The sequence below is a fragment of the Rothia sp. ZJ1223 genome, assembly GCF_016900985.1.
Lineage (GTDB): Bacteria > Actinomycetota > Actinomycetes > Actinomycetales > Micrococcaceae > Rothia.
This window is the reverse complement of record NZ_JAFEUT010000002.1, coordinates 395,991-414,672: the sequence shown is the minus strand read 5'-3', so window position 1 is coordinate 414,672 and position 18,682 is coordinate 395,991. Positions and strand designations below refer to the sequence as shown.

Below are 18,682 nucleotides of genomic sequence, written 5' to 3'. Positions count from 1 at the left end.
CGGCTTCACCAAAGTCTCGGTTACCGTACGCCGACAGAGGTAGAAGCAGGGTTTTGGACTGGCAATCCAAATCACGAGAGAATAGAAATCAAGGCAAATGCCTAGGAACAAAACCCGGGGCACTTCAGAGCGAAAGACTTACATGTTTGTGATTTAAGGGGCTTTAAGTGTGTCAAATCATGCTGTTTTGGGGCTTAACAGCTGTATCTGCTCTCGAACGGGCTAGATTAAGAAGCTTTAACCGGCTATAGTTTTATACGAAGAACTTAGTCTTTGTGCATCATCTTCTAGTATTCAAGAGAAAAGTCCTTGCAATACGCAAGGGTTGCACGGCTATCTGGCTTCGAATCAATGGCAGTATGGATACAGTCCTTTGGTATTGGTCTTTTTGACCTGGTACCTAAATGCCATTTTTACGCGTGCCCAGATACTTTTGCTCTATCGCTGAGTAGAAAAGACTAGGCAATCCCAAGGTTCACTGGAAAAAGATCGGTGAACTTTCACAACAAGCCAAGGAACACGAATAGTGCCTACAATTCAGCAGTTGGTCCGTAAGGGCCGTACTCCTAAGGTCGTAAAGACCAAGGCGCCCGCTCTGAAGGGCAGCCCCATGAAGCGTGGCGTGTGTACCCGTGTGTACACCACCACCCCTAAGAAGCCCAACTCGGCGCTCCGTAAGGTAGCTCGTGTAAAGCTCAACGGTGGCGTTGAAGTTACCGCTTACATCCCCGGTGAAGGTCACAACCTTCAGGAACACTCCATCGTGCTTGTTCGCGGTGGTCGTGTGAAGGACCTCCCCGGTGTTCGCTACAAGATTGTTCGTGGCGCTTTGGATACCCAGGGTGTTAAGGGCCGTGGTCAGGCTCGCTCACGCTACGGCGCTAAGAAGGAGAAGAAGTAATGCCTCGTAAAGGTCCCGCTCCCAAGCGTCCTCTCGTTAACGATCCCGTATACGGTTCACCTCTGGTAACCCAGCTCATCAATAAGGTTCTGCTTGACGGTAAGAAGTCAACCGCAGAGCGCATCGTTTACGGTGCACTTGAGGGTGTTGCACAGAAGACTGGCGCAGACCCCGTAGTAACCTTGAAGAAGGCTATGGACAACGTCAAGCCTTCACTGGAAGTTCGCTCACGCCGTGTTGGTGGCGCAACTTACCAGGTTCCGGTTGAGGTTCGTGCAGGTCGCGCAACCGCGCTTGCGCTTCGTTGGCTCGTAGGCTTTTCAAAGCAGCGTCGCGAAAAGACTATGACCGAGCGTCTGATGAACGAGATTCTGGATGCGTCCAACGGTCTCGGTGCCGCTGTGAAGCGTCGCGAAGACGTACACAAGATGGCTGAGTCAAACAAGGCCTTCGCACACTACCGCTGGTAATTCTTCGAATTAGCCTGTCAGATTTCTACTTCGAAGCTGGCAGGCTTTCGAAGTATCTTCACAAAGGGAGACTCAAGTGGCACAAGACGTGCTTACAAACCTCAATAAGGTCCGCAACATTGGTATTATGGCGCACATTGACGCCGGTAAAACCACCACCACCGAACGTATTTTGTTCTACACTGGTATCAATCACAAGATCGGTGAGACCCACGACGGTGCATCAACCATGGACTGGATGGCTCAGGAGCAGGAACGTGGTATTACCATTACCTCTGCTGCAACCACCTGTTTCTGGAAAGACAACCAGATCAACATCATCGACACCCCCGGTCACGTTGACTTCACCGTTGAGGTTGAGCGTTCACTGCGCGTCCTTGACGGCGCAGTAGCTGTATTCGACGGTAAAGAGGGCGTTGAGCCCCAGTCTGAGACCGTTTGGCGCCAGGCTGATAAGTACAGCGTTCCCCGCATTTGCTTCGTCAACAAGATGGACAAGCTGGGCGCTGACTTCTACTTCACCGTAGACACCATCGTGAAGCGCCTCGGTGCTAAGCCTCTCGTTATGCAGCTGCCTATCGGTGCTGAGAACGACTTCGTTGGTATCGTTGATTTGATGAGCATGAAGGCATTTGTATGGCCTGGTGACTCAAAGGGTGACGTTACCATGGGTGCCTCATACGAGACCCAGGAAATCCCCGCTGACCTGCAGGAAAAGGCAGAGCAGTACCGCGCTGAGCTCATCGAAAACGTTGCTGAAGCTTCAGAAGAACTCATGGAGAAGTACCTCGAAGGTACCGAACTTACCAATGAGGAAATCAAAGCTGGCATCCGTCGTCTCACCGTGAACAACGAAGCATACCCGGTATTCTGTGGTTCAGCATTCAAGAACCGCGGCGTACAGCCCATGCTCGATGCAGTAATTGATTACCTGCCTTCGCCCCTGGACACCGACGACATGGTTGGTCACGATCCCAAGGATGAAGAGAAGGAACTCACTCGTAAGCCTTCATCATCAGAGCCTTTCTCAGCACTCGCGTTCAAGGTTGCAGCTCACCCCTTCTATGGTCAGCTCACCTACATCCGCGTGTACTCAGGTAAGGCTGCACAGGGCCAGCAGGTTCTTAACTCAACCAAGGGTAAGAAAGAGCGCATTGGTAAGCTCTTCCAGATGCACTCCAACAAGGAGAACCCGGTTGAAGAGATCCAGGCAGGTCACATCTACGCAGCGATTGGTCTGAAGGACACCACTACCGGCGACACTCTGTGTGATGCTTCAAGCCCCATCGTTCTCGAGTCGATGACTTTCCCTGCGCCCGTGATTTCCGTGGCAATTGAGCCCAAGACCAAGGGCGACCAGGAGAAGATGTCAACCGCGATCCAGAAGCTTTCAGCAGAGGATCCCACCTTTACCGTGAACCTCAACGAAGAAACCGGTCAGACCGAAATCGGCGGTATGGGCGAGCTTCACCTCGACATCATCGTTGACCGCATGAAGCGCGAATTCAAGGTTGAGGCAAACGTCGGTAAGCCCCAGGTTGCTTACCGCGAAACCATCAAGAAGGCTGTTGACAAGGTCGATTACACCCACAAGAAGCAGACCGGTGGCTCAGGTCAGTTCGCAAAGGTTCAGGTCGCGTTCGAACCGATTCCTTTGGATTCAGAAGAACTGTACGAGTTCTCCAACTCCGTCACCGGTGGTCGTGTTCCTCGTGAATACATCCCCTCAGTTGACGCTGGTATCCAGGACGCAATGCAGCTCGGTATCCTCGCTGGTTACCCCGTTGTTGGCGTCAAGGCAACCCTGCTCGATGGCGCTTACCACGATGTTGACTCGTCAGAAATGGCGTTCAAGATTGCTGGCTCAATGGTCTTCAAGGAAGGCGCAAAGCGCGCTAACCCCGTTCTGCTTGAACCCCTGATGGCTGTTGAAGTCCGTACTCCGGAAGAGTACATGGGCGACGTTATTGGCGACCTGAACTCACGCCGTGGTCAGATTCAGTCAATGGAAGATGCATCAGGTGTGAAGATTGTTCACGCACTTGTGCCCTTGTCGGAAATGTTCGGTTACATTGGTGACCTGCGTTCAAAGACTCAGGGTCGTGCAGTTTACTCCATGACTTTTGATAGCTACTCTGAGGTTCCGAAGGCTGTTGCTGACGAAATCGTCCAGAAGGCTCGTGGCGGAGAGTAATTCTCTTTGCCCGTGACTTAGGAAACTTAAAAGTCCAAAGTCGCACTTATTTTTCAAAAAATGATACTTTGAGTACTGCTTAGGGTTTCAAGTTACCGGCGTAATCCGCTATTGTTGTGGCTAGACCGTTTCATACGGGTTGCGCCGGTTTCAAAGATATGAAACCGCAGCAAGTATTCAAATCTGTTCTAGGAGGAACACTCTTGGCTAAGGCTAAGTTCGAGCGCTCAAAGCCTCACGTAAACGTTGGTACCATTGGTCACGTTGACCATGGTAAGACCACCCTCACCGCCGCAATCTCAAAGGTTCTGGCTGACAAGTACCCGGATCTGAACGAGCAGCGCGACTTCGGTATGATCGACTCCGCTCCTGAAGAGCGCCAGCGCGGCATTACCATTAACATTGCTCACATCGAGTACCAGACCGAGAAGCGCCACTACGCACACGTTGACGCTCCCGGTCACGCTGACTACGTTAAGAACATGATCACCGGTGCGGCTCAGATGGACGGCGCAATCCTCGTGGTTGCTGCTACCGACGGCCCGATGGCACAGACCCGCGAGCACGTTCTGCTGGCTCGCCAGGTTGGTGTTCCCACCCTGCTCGTTGCTCTGAACAAGTCAGACATGGTTGAGGACGAGGAACTTCTCGACCTCGTTGAGATGGAAGTTCGCGACCTTCTCTCCTCACAGGAATTCGACGGTGACGAGGCTCCCGTTATCCGCGTTTCAGCTCTCAAGGCTCTTGAAGGCGACGCTGAGTGGGTTGCTAAGGTTGAAGAACTCATGGACGCTGTTGATGAGTACATCCCGGATCCCGTTCGTGAGAAGGACAAGCCCTTCCTCATGCCCATCGAGGACGTTTTCACCATCACCGGTCGCGGTACCGTTGTAACCGGTCGTGCAGAGCGCGGTACCCTCAAGATCAACTCTGAGGTTGAGATTGTTGGTATCCGTCCCCTGCAGAAGACCACCGTTACCGGTATCGAGATGTTCCACAAGCAGCTCGATGAAGCATGGGCTGGCGAGAACTGTGGTCTGCTTCTTCGCGGTCTGAAGCGCGACGACGTAGAGCGTGGTCAGGTTGTTGTTGAGCCCGGCTCAATCACCCCCCACACCCATTTTGAGGCTAACGTCTACATTCTTTCAAAGGATGAGGGCGGTCGTCACAACCCCTTCTACTCAAACTACCGTCCTCAGTTCTACTTCCGTACCACTGACGTAACCGGCGTTATCACTCTTCCCGAGGGTACTGAAATGGTTATGCCTGGCGACAACACCGAGATGACTGTTGAGCTCATCCAGGAAATCGCTATGGAAGACGGTCTCGGCTTCGCTATCCGTGAGGGTGGTCGCACCGTTGGTTCAGGTCGCGTTACCAAAATCCTCAAGTAATTGAGTTTCTTGTCTAACGGGTTCTGAATGAACTTGAAGTAATTTAAAAAGTGGTTTCCCAGCATAACGCTGGGGAACCACTTTTTTATTTAATGTAGAGCTTTTTGGTAAGACAGGGATTAGGCGCATTCGTTCACTCATACTAGGGTGGAAAAGTATCTTTTTTGCAACTTATCTAAGAGCGGATTATGTCTAACTCTTCTACTACTTCTGTGCGGGGGCACGAAGGAAGTATCTTGGTCGCTTCCATGATGCTTTTTTCGATGTTTTTTGGTGCAGGTAATCTTATTTTTCCCGCGATGCTGGGAGCCCAAGCCGGAACGAATTTTTGGCCCGCTGTCCTTGGCTTTGTCAGCACCGGTGTTATTCTGCCTGCATTGGCAGTTATAGCTATTGCCATCACTGGTAAAGACATGCGCGCACTCACCCTTCGCGGCGGCAGAGTTTTTGGTGTGTTATTTCCTGTACTGGTATATCTTTCCATTGGCGCATTTTTTGCTCTTCCGCGTACAGCAAGCGTTACGTACTCTACGGTGGTCACTGCTAATTTTGAATCTGATAGCTTTTTATCAAGGGCGGTATTCTCAGCCGTATTCTTCGTAGTTGCTGTTGCGCTTTCGATTGATCCGCGAGGTATTGTAGATCGCTTGGGTAAATACATTACCCCTTTGCTTTTGGTATTGCTAGTAGCAATGATTGTTCTAAGCTTCTTCAAACTGGGGGAGGGGGAAGTCATTCCCTCTGAGACTTATGCGGAGAATCCATTTGCTACGGGGTTCGTAGAAGGCTATCTAACAATGGACTCCCTTGCCGGTCTTGCCTTCGGCATTATTGTATTGAGCGCCTTTAAACACAAGGGTCTTAAAAGCGGGCCTGCCCTGGTTAAGGGCGTTAGCATAGCCGCTGTCTTGGCCTGTGTTTTGCTGGGTTTGGTATACGTCGGTTTGGGCACTATCGGTCACCGGGTTGAGGGTGGGCAAGACTACTCGGACGGTGCTGTTCTGCTGGCACAGTCAGCTCAGCTCATTATGGGGCCGGCTGGAATCTTCGTTTTCGGTCTGATTATGTTCCTGGCGTGTATGGGTACTGCTGTGGGTCTATTGGGATCAGCGGCTGAGTTTTTCAACGCCCTGCTTCCTGGCGTTTCTTATCGGGCGTGGGTTATTCTCTTCTCTCTGATCGGTTTCGCTGTTTCAACCATGAGCCTAGAACAGGTTCTGGCTGTTACCGGTCCTTTGATTGGTGCCTTGTACCCGTCAGCGATTACCCTTATCTTCCTGACCTTTATTGAACCGATGCTGCGGAGGAAACTGCACTACACATTTACCATCGCGTTGGCGGTGTCTATGCTGTGGGCGGTATTGATGCTTCTGGCTCAGCTTATGCCCGCAGACAATATTTTTGAACGCTCTATTTCGTGGTCGCCGTTGCATGCCGAGCAGATGGGTTGGATCGTCCCCACCCTCGTGGCAGCTCTTATCGGTTATATCTTGGATCTCACCACCAGAAGAAAGCGTGCTGTGCCACTGGGCGGAGAAACTCAGAAAGAAGCCCAAGCCCGTATGCTAGATTTAGCGTAACCACCTTGCGAATCAGGGAAATATAAATGGTAGAAGTGCATACGAGAACAGCGTCTCGTATGCACTTTTGCGTTTAAGCCTCGAGAGCCTGTGTCTGAGCTAGTGTTGACTTTCACCCGCAAGATGACCGGAGATTGGTTCTTTTCTCAGTACACTAAAAACAGTAGATTCATAATCCCCCACGTGTTTCGGAGAAAAATGTCCCTCACACTTACCCGCCGTAGTCTTCTTCAGGCATCAGCGGTAACAGCCGCAGCAACTACTTTTTCGCAGACCTCAGTAGCGACCTCTCATGCAGTGCAGAATAAACGCATCGCCATCATCGGTTCGGGGTACGGCGGTGCTGTTGCTGCTCGTACACTTACCTCGATGGGCTACACCGTCGACATGATTGAGATGGGTGCTGACTGGGAGAATATGACCCCCAGAAACGGCAAAGTCTTTACCAAGATGACCGCTCCTTCGGCTCGTTCAATGTGGTTCAAAGACCGTACAGATTTGCCGTTCAGTACGATATTTGGTCTTGATGTCGTCAACCAGCGAATCCCTCGTGGCGCTGGTGTTCTTGATGTTGAGCATTTCGATGCAATGAAGGTCTATGTAGGACGCGGCGTTGGCGGTGGTTCACTTGTCAATGGCGGTATGGCAGTTACCCCTTCGGAGTCCTTCTTTAAGAAGGTGATGCCGCAGGTTGATTCTACCGAGATGTTCGGTACGTACTTCCCCCGTGCTAACGCAGCTCTCCAGACTGCTCTGCCTCCTACCGATATCATCGGTACTTCAAAGTACTATCAGTTCACTCGCGTTGGTGCTGCACAAGGTAGACGAGCAGGCATCAAGCACCAGATGGTTCCCAACGTTTATGACTGGAACTACATGCGCAAAGAAAATTTCGGACGGGTACCGAAATCTGCACTTGATGGTCAGGTCATTTTTGGTAATGACTACGGTAAGCGCTCACTGCCCAAGACCATCCTCAAAGAAGCTTTTGATACTCAGCGTGTCAATCTCATTTCGATGACTGAGGTTGAGAACATTACGCAGGAATCTAACGGGTCGTTCTCACTCGCTCTTAAAACTATTGACTTCGATGGAAATATTGTTCAGCAGCGAGTCGCTGAGTATGACCGTGTGGTTATGGCAGCAGGATCTGTTGGTACTTCTCGACTGCTGATGAAAGCTAAAGCTCAGGGAACCATTCGTAACCTGCCCAATTCAACGGGTAAGTCGTGGGGGCCTAACGGTAATATCATGGCGGCGCGCAACATTTCACAAGCAACGGGCACTTACCAGTCGGGTATTCCTTCAATGGGTTTGACTAACTGGGATGATTCTCAGAATTCTGTCTTTGCTGAGCTTGCTCCGCTGCCGATTCCTGTGCTCGAAATGCGCACTAGCCTCTACCTGGCAATCACCAATAACCCGAATCTTGGTTCATTTACCTGGAACGCTGCAAAGAACTCACTTGGTTTGAACTGGACGGAAAGTATGTCTGCCCCTTCAGTGCTGGCAGCGAAAAACTTCCTTGATAAGATTAACGCTGCCAACCCCGGTTCTAGCTACCGTAATGATTTGTTTGATAATAGAAAGATTTTTGCTGATTATTTCTCCTACCATCCGCTGGGCGGCATGGTTTTGGGAGAAGCAACTGATCTTAACGGTGAGGTGAAGGGGGTTCCTGGGCTCTTCGTAATGGATGGTTCGTTGATTCCCGGTAAAATCGGCGTTAACCCGTTCGTAACTATTACAGCTCTAGCTGAGCGAAACATGGATCGTCTCGTTTCGGCTTCTCGCTTCAACTAAGAGTGAAAGAATGAAATTGGAAAATAAAGTCACAGCCAAGAGAAGAACCCTTCTGAAGGGTGCTGCTTGGGCTGCACCAGCAATTGTTGCTACCAGCGCTATCCCTGCCTACGCGCTTTCTTCTTCTTTCGAACCGCTGCTAACGAATTTGGCTATCGAACTAGCTGACCCTCCCTTTAACTGGGATACTTTTGAACCCGATTATGTTATTCCTATCTACGACAGTGCTACAAGCCGGAATGTGTTGGAACGTGCTTCTTTCCCCCCGAGCTTTACTGTCCGTAACGTAGGCAAGGTAGATGCAGTTAATCCCACCGGCACGCTACTGACTCAGATGAGAGATATTGGAACTGACGTACCTTCCGCTGGCGGTGCCAATGGAACTAAAATTGCTTCTACAAACCCTTTGATCGGTATAACGAGAACTGGTTCTGACAAGTTCAATGCCGCTACCTTCACGTGGGCTTATGCTGGCGTATTGAAGCCAGGGGAAGAGTTTACTTTTGAGTTCAAGTATCACGTCAACTACCCGTTCTGGAATGTTGACTACGAGCTGTTTGTAGCAGCTACGGTCAACGATCAGACTGAGGGAGATTACGATGATAACTCGGAACGTATGGGCACTGTTCCTCATTTCCTCGATCCTTGGCCTTGGTAAACTAGGAGCTTGAAGTAAGGGGTGGCAGCCGTAGGCTGTCGCCCCTTACTTGTGTCTCTGAGCACTTATGCTAAAAAACCTTGCATACATAAGGTAACTCTGGCAAGATAATAGATGTTGTTCAAGTGCTTATCGTTATGGAGCTAATGGTCATTCATCGACCGAAGCCAGATAAGCCCAAATATGACCCGATTCTAAAAAGCGTTAATCGTGTTGTTTGTAATAATAGCGACACGCCCGAGCGCGGGGGTCGGTGCTTCGGCGGGGTGAGGAACCCGAAACTATTTCGGATTCAGTCTGTTAGAAGCGGCGCGAAAGAACTTCTAGTAGTTCTTTTCCTCAAGCGCCACCATAAGGAGCACAAAGCTCCGTTACAGGGAAGTACTTCAAGAAAGAGAGTCCGACAGATGGCGGGACAGAAAATCCGCATCCGTCTGAAGTCATATGACCACGAGGTCATTGACTCATCAGCACGGAAAATCGTTGAGACGGTTACGCGCGCAGGCGCTACTGTAGTTGGCCCTGTGCCGCTGCCGACCGAGAAGAACGTTTACGTAGTTATCCGTTCACCGCACAAGTACAAAGACAGCCGCGAGCATTTTGAAATGCGTACGCACAAGCGTCTGATCGACGTCGTTGATCCGACCCCCAAGGCTGTTGATGCACTCATGCGTCTTGACCTTCCGGCAGACGTGAACATCGAAATCAAGCTGTAAGAGGATCGTCTCAAAAATGACTAACAAATTCGAACGCCAGGTGAAGGGCCTGCTCGGCACCAAGCTCGGCATGACCCAGGTCTGGGACGAAAACGGCAAGTTCGTGCCGGTTACTGTCGTCAAGGCCGATTCAAACGTAGTGACCCAGCTGCGCGACGCTAAGACTGACGGCTACGAAGCAATCCAGATTGGCTACGGCGCTATTGAAGCTCGCAAGGTCACCAAGCCTTTGGCTGGTCACTTTGAAAAGGCTGGCGTCACACCCCGCCGTCACCTCGTTGAACTCCGCACTTCAGATGCTGCAGAGTACTCCCTCGGTCAAGAACTGACCGTAGAGCTCTTCGAAGCAGGTCAGAAAGTTGACGTAGTCGGTAAGACTAAGGGCAAGGGCTTTGCAGGCGTCATGAAGCGTCACGGCTTCGCTGGCGTAGGCGCATCACACGGTGCTCACAAGAACCACCGTAAGCCCGGTTCAATCGGTGGCGCATCATACCCCGCACGCGTGTTCAAGGGTATGCGTATGGCTGGCCGTATGGGTGCAGCACGTCACACTACCATGAACCTGACTATTCAGGGTGTAGACGCAGAAAACAACGTACTGCTGATCAAGGGTGCTATCCCCGGTCCTAAGGGCGGCGTTGTTCTGGTTCGCACTGCTGTGAAGGGAGCCTAATTACAATGGCTGTTAAGACCCTTAACGTAGATTTGCCCGCAGACCTGTTTGACGCGAAGGCATCAGTTCCTTTGCTTCACCAGGTGGTTGTTGCACAGCTCGCAGCAGCACGCCAGGGCACTCACAAGACTAAGAACCGTGGTGAAGTTTCCGGTGCAGGTCGCAAGCCCTTCAAGCAGAAGGGTACTGGTCGCGCACGTCAGGGATCAATCCGCGCTCCCCACATGACTGGTGGTGGCGTTGTACACGGTCCTACTCCGCGTAACTACGCTCAGCGTACTCCTAAGAAGATGATTGCAGCAGCTCTTCGTGGTGCTCTTTCTGATCGTGCTCGTCACGGTCGTATCCACGTTGTTGAGTCACTGGTTGAAGGCACCAAGCCCTCTACCAAGGCAGCAAAGGCAGCACTCGCTTCAATCTCAGATCGTAAGAACGCTCTCGTTGTTATCGATCGTAAGGATGACGTTGTTGCACTGTCAGCTCGCAACCTTCAGAACGTACACGTTATCTACGCAGATCAGCTGAATACCTATGATGTTCTGATCTCCGATGATGTTGTCTTTACCAAGGACGCATTCGACGTTTTCGTTGCAGTTGCTTCTAAGGCTAAGAAGGAGGCCAAGTAATGAGCGTCCTTACTTTCAAGGATCCCCGCGACGTTATCATTGCACCTGTCGTGTCGGAAAAGAGCTACTCACAGCTCGATGAAGGCAAGTACACCTTCCTGGTTGATCCCCGCTCAAACAAGCTGGAAATCAAGCAGGCTATCGAAATGATTTTCGATGTCAAGGTTGCTGCTGTAAACACCGCTAACCGCGCAGGTAAGCGTAAGCGCACCCGCTTCGGCTGGGGCGCACGTAAGAACACCAAGCGTGCGATTGTGACCCTCAAAGAAGGCACTATCGACATCTTCGGCGGTCCGCAGGCATAAGGTCTGCGGAGACCACTTTAGCGAAGGAAAGAAATATCTAAATGGGTATTCGTAAGCACAAGCCGACGACCCCGGGTCGCCGTGGCTCGAGCGTAGCTGATTTCGCGGAAATCACTCGTTCAACCCCGGAAAAGTCCCTGGTTCGTCCGCTTCCCAAAAAAGGCGGCCGTAACAACACCGGTCGTATCACTACTCGTCATAAGGGCGGTGGTCACAAGCGCCAGTACCGTCTGATTGACTTCCGTCGTCACGACAAAGACGGTGTAGATGCACGCGTAGCACACATCGAGTACGATCCTAACCGTACCGCTCGCATCGCGCTTCTGCACTATGTTGATGGCACCAAGCGTTACATCGTTGCTCCTAACAAACTGAAGCAGGGCGATGTTGTTGAGTCAGGTCCCAGCGCGGATATCAAGCCCGGCAACAACCTGCCCTTGCGTAACATCCCCGTGGGTACTGTTATTCACGCGGTAGAGCTTCGCCCCGGTGGCGGCGCTAAGATGGCTCGCTCAGCAGGCGCATCAATCCAGTTGGTTGCTAAGGAAGGCAAGTACGCTCAGTTGCGTCTGCCTTCAGGCGAAATCCGCAACGTGGATGTTCGCTGCCGAGCAACCGTTGGTGAAGTTGGCAACGCAGAGCAGTCCAACATCAACTGGGGTAAAGCAGGACGTAACCGCTGGAAGGGCATCCGCCCGACCGTTCGTGGTGTCGTTATGAACCCCGTTGATCACCCGCACGGTGGTGGTGAAGGTAAGACTTCCGGTGGTCGTCACCCTGTTAACCCCAACGGTAAACCTGAGGGTCGCACCCGTCGCCCCAACAAGGAAAGCGACAAGCTCATTGTTCGTCGCCGTCGTACTGGCAAGAAGCGCTAAGGAGCCTGAAACATGCCTCGTAGTTTGAAAAAGGGCCCTTTCGTAGATCAGCACCTTTATGTAAAGGTTGCAGCTCAGAACGAGAAGGGTACCAAGAATGTTATTAAGACTTGGTCCCGCCGCTCGATGATTGTTCCCGACATGCTCGGTCACACCATCGCAGTGCATGATGGACGCAAGCACGTCCCGGTGTTCATCACTGAGTCCATGGTTGGACACAAGCTCGGTGAATTTGCTCCGACCCGCACTTTCCGCGGCCATGTGAAGGACGACCGTAAGGGTAAGCGTCGCTAGGTCGGTTTTTCCGATTTAGTGTCGTATAACCCTTTCGGCTAAGACGAAAGAGAGATAGGCAATGGAAGCCAAGGCATCAGCGCGCTATGTACGCGTTACGCCTATGAAGGCACGCCGAGTCGTCAACCTGATCCGTGGTAAGCAGGCGGAAGAGGCAATGGCGATTTTGAAGTTCGCTCCCCAGAGCGCTTCAGAACCGGTTTACAAGATCGTTGCATCAGCTGTTGCAAACGCTCGTCAGAAAGCTGACCGCGAAGGTGTAGCTTTCAAGGAAGACGAACTGTTCATCAGCGAAGCATTCGTGGACGAAGGTCCGACCATGAAGCGATTCCAGCCCCGTGCACAGGGTCGCGCGTTCCGCATCAACAAGCGCACCAGCCACATTACTGTGGTTGTTGCGACCCCGTCAGAGGAGGAGGGCCGCTAAATGGGTCAGAAAATTAACCCGAACGGTTTCCGACTTGGTATTACCACCGAACACGTTTCAAAGTGGTTCGCAGACTCAAACAAGCCTGGTGAACGTTACGCTGACTTCGTGAAGGAAGACGTTCAGATTCGCAAGCTTCTGTCAGAAGGCATGGAGCGCGCAGGCATCGCTAAGGTAGAAATCGAGCGCACTCGTGACCGTGTTCGTGTGGATATCCACACTGCACGCCCCGGTATTGTTATCGGTCGTCGCGGCGCAGAAGCTGATCGTATCCGTGGTGAGCTGGAAAAACTCACCGGTAAGCAGATTCAGCTGAACATCCTCGAAGTCGCTCAGCCTGACCTGTCAGCACAGCTTGTTGCACAGGGCATCGCGGAGCAGCTGGCTTCACGTGTGGCATTCCGCCGCGCGATGAAGAAGGCAATTCAGTCAGCACAGCGTGCGGGCGCTAAGGGTATTCGTATCCAGTGCTCCGGACGTCTGGGTGGCGCTGAAATGTCACGTTCAGAGTTCTACCGCGAAGGTCGTGTGCCCCTGCACACCCTGCGTGCAAACATCGACTACGGCTTCTTTGAAGCTAAGACCACTTTCGGTCGTATCGGTGTCAAGGTATGGATTTACAAGGGCGATATGACCGATAAGGAACTGGCTGCACAGCAGGCTGCTGGTAACCGTCGTGGCGGTCGTGGTGGCCGTGACGGTGGCGACCGCCGTCGTGGTGGCAACCGTGGTCCTCGTCGTGAACGTCGTAACGATAATGCTTCAGCTAACGCAGAAGCTAAGACTGCAGAAAACGGTGAGGCATAAATGCTTATTCCCCGTCGAGTAAAATATCGCAAGCAGCACCACCCCAAGCGTACCGGTATGGCCAAAGGCGGTACCGAGGTAACCTTCGGTGAGTGGGGCATTCAGGCACTGACTCCTGCATACGTGACCAACCGCCAGATTGAGGCAGCACGTATTGCAATGACTCGTCACATCAAGCGTGGCGGTAAGGTTTGGATTAACATCTACCCCGACCGTCCCTTGACCAAGAAGCCCGCTGAAACCCGTATGGGTTCCGGTAAGGGCTCACCCGAGTGGTGGGTCGCAAATGTTAAGCCCGGTCGAGTCATGTTTGAACTCTCCGGTGTTTCCGAAGAAGTGGCTCGCGAAGCTATGCGCCTCGCGATCCACAAGCTCCCGATGAAGGCACGTGTTGTGCGTCGCGAAGGTGGTGAATAAGAAATGGCAGTTGGATCAAAGGATCTGAACCTCGACAAGCTCGCTGAGCTCTCCAACGAGAACCTAGCTGACGAGCTGCGCAAGTCGAAGGAGGAACTGTTCAATCTCCGTTTCCAGGCAGCCACCGGTCAGCTTGAGAACCCGGGTCGTATCCGTACCGTCAAGCGCGATATCGCACGCATCTACACTGTACTGCGTGAACGTGAGCTCGGTATCCGTCCCTCAACCGAAGGTTAAGTCAAGTGAGTGAAGTAAAGACTGAAGAGCGCGGCTACCGTAAGATTCGCCGCGGCTACGTAGTGTCCAACAAGATGGACAAGACTGTAGTCGTAGAGGTCGAGGACCACGTGAAGCACGCACTGTACGGCAAGGTTATGCGCCGTAGCTCAAAGATCAAGGCGCACGACGAGCAGAACACTGCTGGTATTGGTGACTTGGTTCTGCTGGCGGAAACCCGCCCGCTGTCAGCCTCAAAGCGCTGGCGTGTTGTAGAGATCGTAGAGAAGGCGAAGTAATTCTCCTGGTCTAGTTCTCTACTGCATGAGCTAAAGAAGCTCCTCTTCCCTGTATTACTGGGGAGAGGGGCTTTTTATGTCTAAAGGCTCAGGTAAGTAAATGCGTCTAGAAATAGTGCGGGGCATATCACCATTGCTATGTGAGGAGTGCTCCTTTTAGAGATCAGCAGGTTGTGATAATATTTTTATTCTGTGTGGTTATCTATACCCACATAGCCACGGATTTCTCCGTGCCAAAGCATAATGCCGCTATAACCGCGGGTGGTTTCGCCCGTTTTTAGATGATGCGGGACCAGATGTTCCTGGCATGGCCAAATCCCAGACGTTTCCGCTAACCCAGATGATTTATCTGATGGGACCGGTGCGTCACCTTCCCGTAAAAATGTTCCGCAAGGCTGGCCCACAAAATACCGTGCGGTCGGAACCGGCGAGACGACAGGAGAAATATGATTCAGCAGGAGTCACGACTGAAGGTCGCTGACAACACTGGTGCTAAGGAAATCCTTACCATTCGTGTTCTCGGTGGCTCTGCACGTCGTTACGCAGGCATTGGCGACGTTATCGTTGCTACCGTCAAGGACGCGATCCCTGGCGGCACCGTAAAGAAGGGCGACGTTGTTAAGGCAGTCGTCGTTCGCACTAAGAAGGAAACCCGTCGTCCTGACGGTTCCTACATCAAGTTTGATGAGAACTCAGCAGTTATCATCAAGAACACTGAGGGTGATCCCCGCGGTACCCGTATTTTCGGACCCGTCGGTCGCGAGCTTCGCGATAAGAAGTTCATGAAGATTATCTCGCTCGCTCCGGAGGTGCTCTAACCCATGGCTAAAATCAAGTCAGGTGACCTCGTTCAGGTTATCGCTGGTGCAGACCGCGGTAAGCAGGGCAAGGTCCTCAAGGTATTCCCCAAGACCGAACGTGTACTGGTTGAAGGCGTAAAGATCGTCAGCAAGCACACCAAGGCTAACCCGATGACCGGCGCTGCCGGTGGCATCGAAAAGGTTGAGGCTTCGATTCACGTATCAAACGTTGCAATCGTTGATCCCGAGACCAAGAAGCCGACTCGCGTTGGCTACCGCCTCGAGACTGAAGAGCGCAATGGCAAGACTCGCACCAAGCGTGTTCGTGTTGCCAAGAGCTCGGGTAAGGACATCTAATGACCGAAACCAAGATCACCCCTCGCCTCAAGACCAAGTTCAACGACGAGGTCACCAAGGCTCTGCAGGAAGAGTTCGACTACAAGAACGTCATGCAGACCCCCAAGATTGTTAAAGTCGTTGTTAACATGGGTGTCGGTGAAGCAGCTAAGGACGCGAAGCTCATGGATGGAGCTATCCGCGACCTGACCGCAATCACCGGTCAGAAGCCTATGATTACCCGTGCTAAGAAGTCAATCGCTCAGTTCAAGCTGCGCGAAGGTCAGCCCATTGGCGCACACGTTACTTTGCGTGGCGACCGTATGTGGGAATTCCTGGACCGTCTGATCACCTTGGCGCTGCCCCGTATTCGCGACTTCCGTGGTCTCTCAGACCGCCAGTTCGACGGTAATGGTAACTACACCTTCGGTTTGACTGAGCAGTCGATGTTCCACGAAATCGACCAGGACGCGATTGATCGCGTACGTGGTATGGACATCACTATCGTCACCACCGCTAAGACCGATGATGAAGGCCGCGCGCTTATCAAAGCACTCGGTTTCCCGTTCAAAACCCAGTAATAACGACTACGTTGTAGGTCCCGCTCAAATCTTTTGAGGTCGCGGAAACCCCAGCGAGGAAGGGCTAAAGCCCACTATGACTATGACAGATCCTGTCGCAGATATGCTGACCCGTTTGCGCAACGCAAACGCTGCATACCACGACTCCGTATCTATGCCCCACTCAAAGCTTAAGGTTCGCATTGCCGAAATCCTAAAGGCTGAGGGCTACATCGCTGACTTCAAGGTAGAAGACGCTAAGGTCGGTCAGACCTTGACTCTCGAACTGAAGTTCGGTCCCTCACGCGAGCGTTCCATTGTTGGCGTTCGTCGTATCTCCAAGCCCGGTCTGCGCGTTTACGCGAAGTCAACCAACCTTCCCTTGGTTCACGGTGGACTCGGTATCGCAATTCTGTCAACCTCTTCAGGTCTGCTGACTAACAAGCAGGCTTCGAAGAAGGGTGTTGGCGGCGAAGTCGTCGCTTACATCTGGTAGTCGGTAAGAAGAGAAAGGAAGAGTAAATGTCACGTATTGGACGTCTCCCCATCTCGGTTCCTGCCGGCGTTGAGGTTAAGATTGATGGCAACTTGGTTGCTGTAAAGGGTCCCAAGGGCGAACTGTCCCGCAAGATCTCAGCTCCCATTACTGTTGCACAGAACGACGGCGAAATTGTTGTTTCCCGTCCGAACGATGAGCGTGAATCACGCTCACTGCACGGTCTTTCACGCACCCTGATTCAGAACATGATCATCGGTGTTACTGAAGGCTACTCAAAGAAGCTCGAAATCGTTGGTACCGGTTACCGCGTGATGGCAAAGGGCTCCGATCTGGAATTCGCGCTAGGCTACTCACACCCCGTTACTGTAAAGGCACCCGAGGGGATCACCTTTGCTGTTGAGGGCAACAACAAGCTGACTGTATCAGGTATTGATAAGCAGATTGTTGGTCAGGTTGCAGCTAACATCCGCGGTCTGCGTAAGCCCGATCCCTACAAGGGTAAGGGCGTTCGCTACGAGGGCGAGCAGATCCGCCGCAAGGTCGGAAAGGCTGGTAAGTAATAATGGCTATCAAGACAAAGTCCGCTGCACGCGCGCGTCGTCATGCACGCGTCCGCAAGTACGTTTCAGGTACTGCTGCACGTCCGCGTCTGAGCGTTACCCGCTCATCACGCCACATGTTCGTTCAGGTCATCGACGATACCAAGGGTCACACCTTGGCTTACGCATCAACTCTCGAAGCTGATTTGCGTAACGCTGATCTCGATAAGACCGCTAAAGCAAAGCGCGTTGGTGAGCTCGTTGCCGAGCGCGCCAAGGCTGCAGGCGTTGAAGCAGTTGTCTTCGACCGCGGTGGTAACAAGTACCACGGTCGTGTAGCAGCAGTAGCTGAAGGCGCACGCGAAGGAGGCCTGTCACTCTAATGAGCGAGCAGACTGTAAACGAAAAGGAAACTCAGGTGACTGAAGCAACTGCAGAAGCTGTTGAAACCACCGAGAACTCCAAGCGCGAAGATCGCCGCGGTAACCGTGGTGAGCGCGGCGGTCGTGGTGGCCGTGGCGAGCGCGGCGGCCGCAACAACCGTGGTCGCGAAGAGGAGAAGGACAAGTTCATCGAGCGCGTTGTCACCATCAACCGCGTCTCCAAGGTTGTCAAGGGTGGTCGTCGCTTTAGCTTCACCGCGCTGGTAGTCGTTGGTGACGGTAACGGTATGGTTGGCGTTGGCTACGGCAAAGCTAAGGAAGTTCCTGCAGCTATTGCTAAGGGCGTTGAGGAAGCAAAGAAGAGCTTCTTCCGCGTTCCCCGCATTGAAGGTCGCACCATTCCTCACCGCGTTCAGGGCGAGCGTGCAGCTGGCGTAGTTATGCTGCGTCCTGCAACCGCTGGTACCGGTGTTATCGCTGGTGGTCCCGTTCGCGCAGTGCTTGAAGCAGCAGGTATTCACGACGTGCTGTCGAAGTCACTGGGTTCATCAAACCAGATTAACATCGTTCACGCGACTGTTGAAGCTCTTAAGCAGCTTGAAGAGCCCGCCGCTGTTGCAGCCCGCCGTGGTCTGCCCAACGACGAGGTTATCCCTGCTTACTTGCTCAACACCAAGAACGAGAAGGCAGGTGCGTAATGATGGGTAAGCGTATTAAGCCCAGTGACGCTAAGCTGGAAATCACCCAGGTCAAGTCCTATGTTGGTGAGAAGCAGAACATGCGCGACACCCTGCGTTCACTGGGTCTCAAGCGTCCCGGTAACGTAGTTGTTCGCACTGCAGACCCCGTCACCTGTGGCATGGTTAACACCGTTGCTCACCTGGTGAAGGTTGAGGAGGTCAAGTAA

26 protein-coding genes are annotated in these 18,682 nt (G+C 52.5%); all 26 read left to right on the top strand.

All coding sequences use genetic code 11. The features are described 5' to 3' along the window. The first annotated feature begins 526 nt into the window (after positions 1-526). The 26 genes from rpsL (at position 527) to rpmD (ending at position 18,682) form a co-directional block, all read left to right on the top strand. On the top strand, positions 527-901 hold the full coding sequence (rpsL, locus tag JTP09_RS04300) for a 30S ribosomal protein S12 (protein ID WP_168614562.1): 375 nt from the start codon (positions 527-529) through the stop codon (positions 899-901). Then, positions 901-1,371 (top strand): 30S ribosomal protein S7, encoded by a 471-nt coding sequence (gene rpsG / locus JTP09_RS04295; RefSeq protein ID WP_204877194.1) that lies wholly within the window; start codon positions 901-903, stop codon positions 1,369-1,371. The genes rpsL and rpsG overlap by 1 nt, the downstream gene beginning before the upstream one ends. A gap of 76 nt (positions 1,372-1,447) precedes the next feature. Further along, positions 1,448-3,565 (top strand): elongation factor G, encoded by a 2,118-nt coding sequence (fusA, locus tag JTP09_RS04290; RefSeq protein ID WP_204877193.1) that lies wholly within the window; start codon positions 1,448-1,450, stop codon positions 3,563-3,565. A gap of 203 nt (positions 3,566-3,768) precedes the next feature. Further along, the gene (tuf, locus tag JTP09_RS04285; protein ID WP_204877192.1) at positions 3,769-4,959 is read left to right on the top strand and encodes an elongation factor Tu; all 1,191 of its coding nucleotides are present in this window, start codon (positions 3,769-3,771) and stop codon (positions 4,957-4,959) included. A 188-nt stretch (positions 4,960-5,147) separates the two neighbouring features. Next, complete coding sequence (gene brnQ, locus JTP09_RS04280) at positions 5,148-6,539, top strand: branched-chain amino acid transport system II carrier protein (protein WP_204877191.1); 1,392 nt, start codon at positions 5,148-5,150, stop codon at positions 6,537-6,539. 198 nt (positions 6,540-6,737) lie between these two features. Further along, positions 6,738-8,342, top strand: coding sequence for a GMC oxidoreductase (locus JTP09_RS10000; protein ID WP_239478697.1), 1,605 nt, complete (start codon positions 6,738-6,740; stop codon positions 8,340-8,342). Positions 8,343-8,352: 10 nt separating this feature from the next. Next, entirely contained in the window at positions 8,353-9,000 is a 648-nt protein-coding gene (locus tag JTP09_RS04270; protein WP_204877190.1) for a hypothetical protein, read from the top strand. Between the two features lie 407 nt (positions 9,001-9,407). Next, positions 9,408-9,716, top strand: a complete 309-nt coding sequence (rpsJ, locus tag JTP09_RS04265) for a 30S ribosomal protein S10 (protein ID WP_168614567.1) — start codon at positions 9,408-9,410, stop codon at positions 9,714-9,716. Positions 9,717-9,732: 16 nt separating this feature from the next. After that, positions 9,733-10,389, top strand: coding sequence for a 50S ribosomal protein L3 (gene rplC / locus JTP09_RS04260; RefSeq protein WP_204877189.1), 657 nt, complete (start codon positions 9,733-9,735; stop codon positions 10,387-10,389). A gap of 5 nt (positions 10,390-10,394) precedes the next feature. After that, entirely contained in the window at positions 10,395-11,015 is a 621-nt protein-coding gene (gene rplD / locus JTP09_RS04255) for a 50S ribosomal protein L4 (protein ID WP_204877188.1), read from the top strand. After that, positions 11,015-11,320, top strand: coding sequence for a 50S ribosomal protein L23 (gene rplW, locus JTP09_RS04250; protein ID WP_204877187.1), 306 nt, complete (start codon positions 11,015-11,017; stop codon positions 11,318-11,320). Before rplD ends, rplW begins: the two co-directional genes overlap by 1 nt. A 41-nt stretch (positions 11,321-11,361) precedes the next feature. Further along, positions 11,362-12,198 (top strand): 50S ribosomal protein L2, encoded by an 837-nt coding sequence (gene rplB, locus JTP09_RS04245; protein ID WP_204877186.1) that lies wholly within the window; start codon positions 11,362-11,364, stop codon positions 12,196-12,198. A 12-nt stretch (positions 12,199-12,210) separates the two neighbouring features. Continuing rightward, a complete protein-coding gene (gene rpsS / locus JTP09_RS04240; RefSeq protein WP_204877185.1) occupies positions 12,211-12,492 on the top strand; it encodes a 30S ribosomal protein S19 in 282 nt (93 codons plus the stop codon). A 61-nt stretch (positions 12,493-12,553) separates the two neighbouring features. Further along, positions 12,554-12,919, top strand: coding sequence for a 50S ribosomal protein L22 (gene rplV, locus JTP09_RS04235; RefSeq protein WP_204877184.1), 366 nt, complete (start codon positions 12,554-12,556; stop codon positions 12,917-12,919). Then, complete coding sequence (gene rpsC / locus JTP09_RS04230; protein WP_204877183.1) at positions 12,920-13,726, top strand: 30S ribosomal protein S3; 807 nt, start codon at positions 12,920-12,922, stop codon at positions 13,724-13,726. Beyond that, positions 13,727-14,143: a 50S ribosomal protein L16 gene (gene rplP, locus JTP09_RS04225; RefSeq protein ID WP_204877182.1), complete on the top strand. Its 417-nt coding sequence runs from the start codon at positions 13,727-13,729 to the stop codon at positions 14,141-14,143. 3 nt (positions 14,144-14,146) lie between these two features. Next, a complete protein-coding gene (gene rpmC, locus JTP09_RS04220) occupies positions 14,147-14,380 on the top strand; it encodes a 50S ribosomal protein L29 (protein WP_204877181.1) in 234 nt (77 codons plus the stop codon). A 5-nt stretch (positions 14,381-14,385) separates the two neighbouring features. Then, on the top strand, positions 14,386-14,658 hold the full coding sequence (gene rpsQ, locus JTP09_RS04215) for a 30S ribosomal protein S17 (RefSeq protein ID WP_204877180.1): 273 nt from the start codon (positions 14,386-14,388) through the stop codon (positions 14,656-14,658). Positions 14,659-15,104: 446 nt separating this feature from the next. Continuing rightward, positions 15,105-15,476, top strand: coding sequence for a 50S ribosomal protein L14 (gene rplN, locus JTP09_RS04210; protein WP_204877179.1), 372 nt, complete (start codon positions 15,105-15,107; stop codon positions 15,474-15,476). Positions 15,477-15,479: 3 nt separating this feature from the next. Beyond that, positions 15,480-15,815: a 50S ribosomal protein L24 gene (gene rplX / locus JTP09_RS04205; RefSeq protein WP_204877178.1), complete on the top strand. Its 336-nt coding sequence runs from the start codon at positions 15,480-15,482 to the stop codon at positions 15,813-15,815. Further along, on the top strand, positions 15,815-16,375 hold the full coding sequence (rplE, locus tag JTP09_RS04200; protein ID WP_204877177.1) for a 50S ribosomal protein L5: 561 nt from the start codon (positions 15,815-15,817) through the stop codon (positions 16,373-16,375). The genes rplX and rplE overlap by 1 nt, the downstream gene beginning before the upstream one ends. 76 nt (positions 16,376-16,451) lie before the next feature. Continuing rightward, entirely contained in the window at positions 16,452-16,850 is a 399-nt protein-coding gene (rpsH, locus tag JTP09_RS04195) for a 30S ribosomal protein S8 (protein ID WP_204877176.1), read from the top strand. Between the two features lie 26 nt (positions 16,851-16,876). Then, positions 16,877-17,413, top strand: coding sequence for a 50S ribosomal protein L6 (gene rplF / locus JTP09_RS04190; RefSeq protein WP_204877175.1), 537 nt, complete (start codon positions 16,877-16,879; stop codon positions 17,411-17,413). Between the two features lie 2 nt (positions 17,414-17,415). Continuing rightward, positions 17,416-17,775 (top strand): 50S ribosomal protein L18, encoded by a 360-nt coding sequence (rplR, locus tag JTP09_RS04185; protein ID WP_204877174.1) that lies wholly within the window; start codon positions 17,416-17,418, stop codon positions 17,773-17,775. Beyond that, positions 17,775-18,473 carry a 30S ribosomal protein S5 gene (gene rpsE, locus JTP09_RS04180; RefSeq protein ID WP_239478695.1) on the top strand — a complete coding sequence of 233 codons (699 nt, stop codon included), beginning with the start codon at positions 17,775-17,777 and terminating at the stop codon, positions 18,471-18,473. The genes rplR and rpsE overlap by 1 nt, the downstream gene beginning before the upstream one ends. Beyond that, positions 18,473-18,682, top strand: coding sequence for a 50S ribosomal protein L30 (gene rpmD, locus JTP09_RS04175; RefSeq protein ID WP_204877173.1), 210 nt, complete (start codon positions 18,473-18,475; stop codon positions 18,680-18,682). The genes rpsE and rpmD overlap by 1 nt, the downstream gene beginning before the upstream one ends.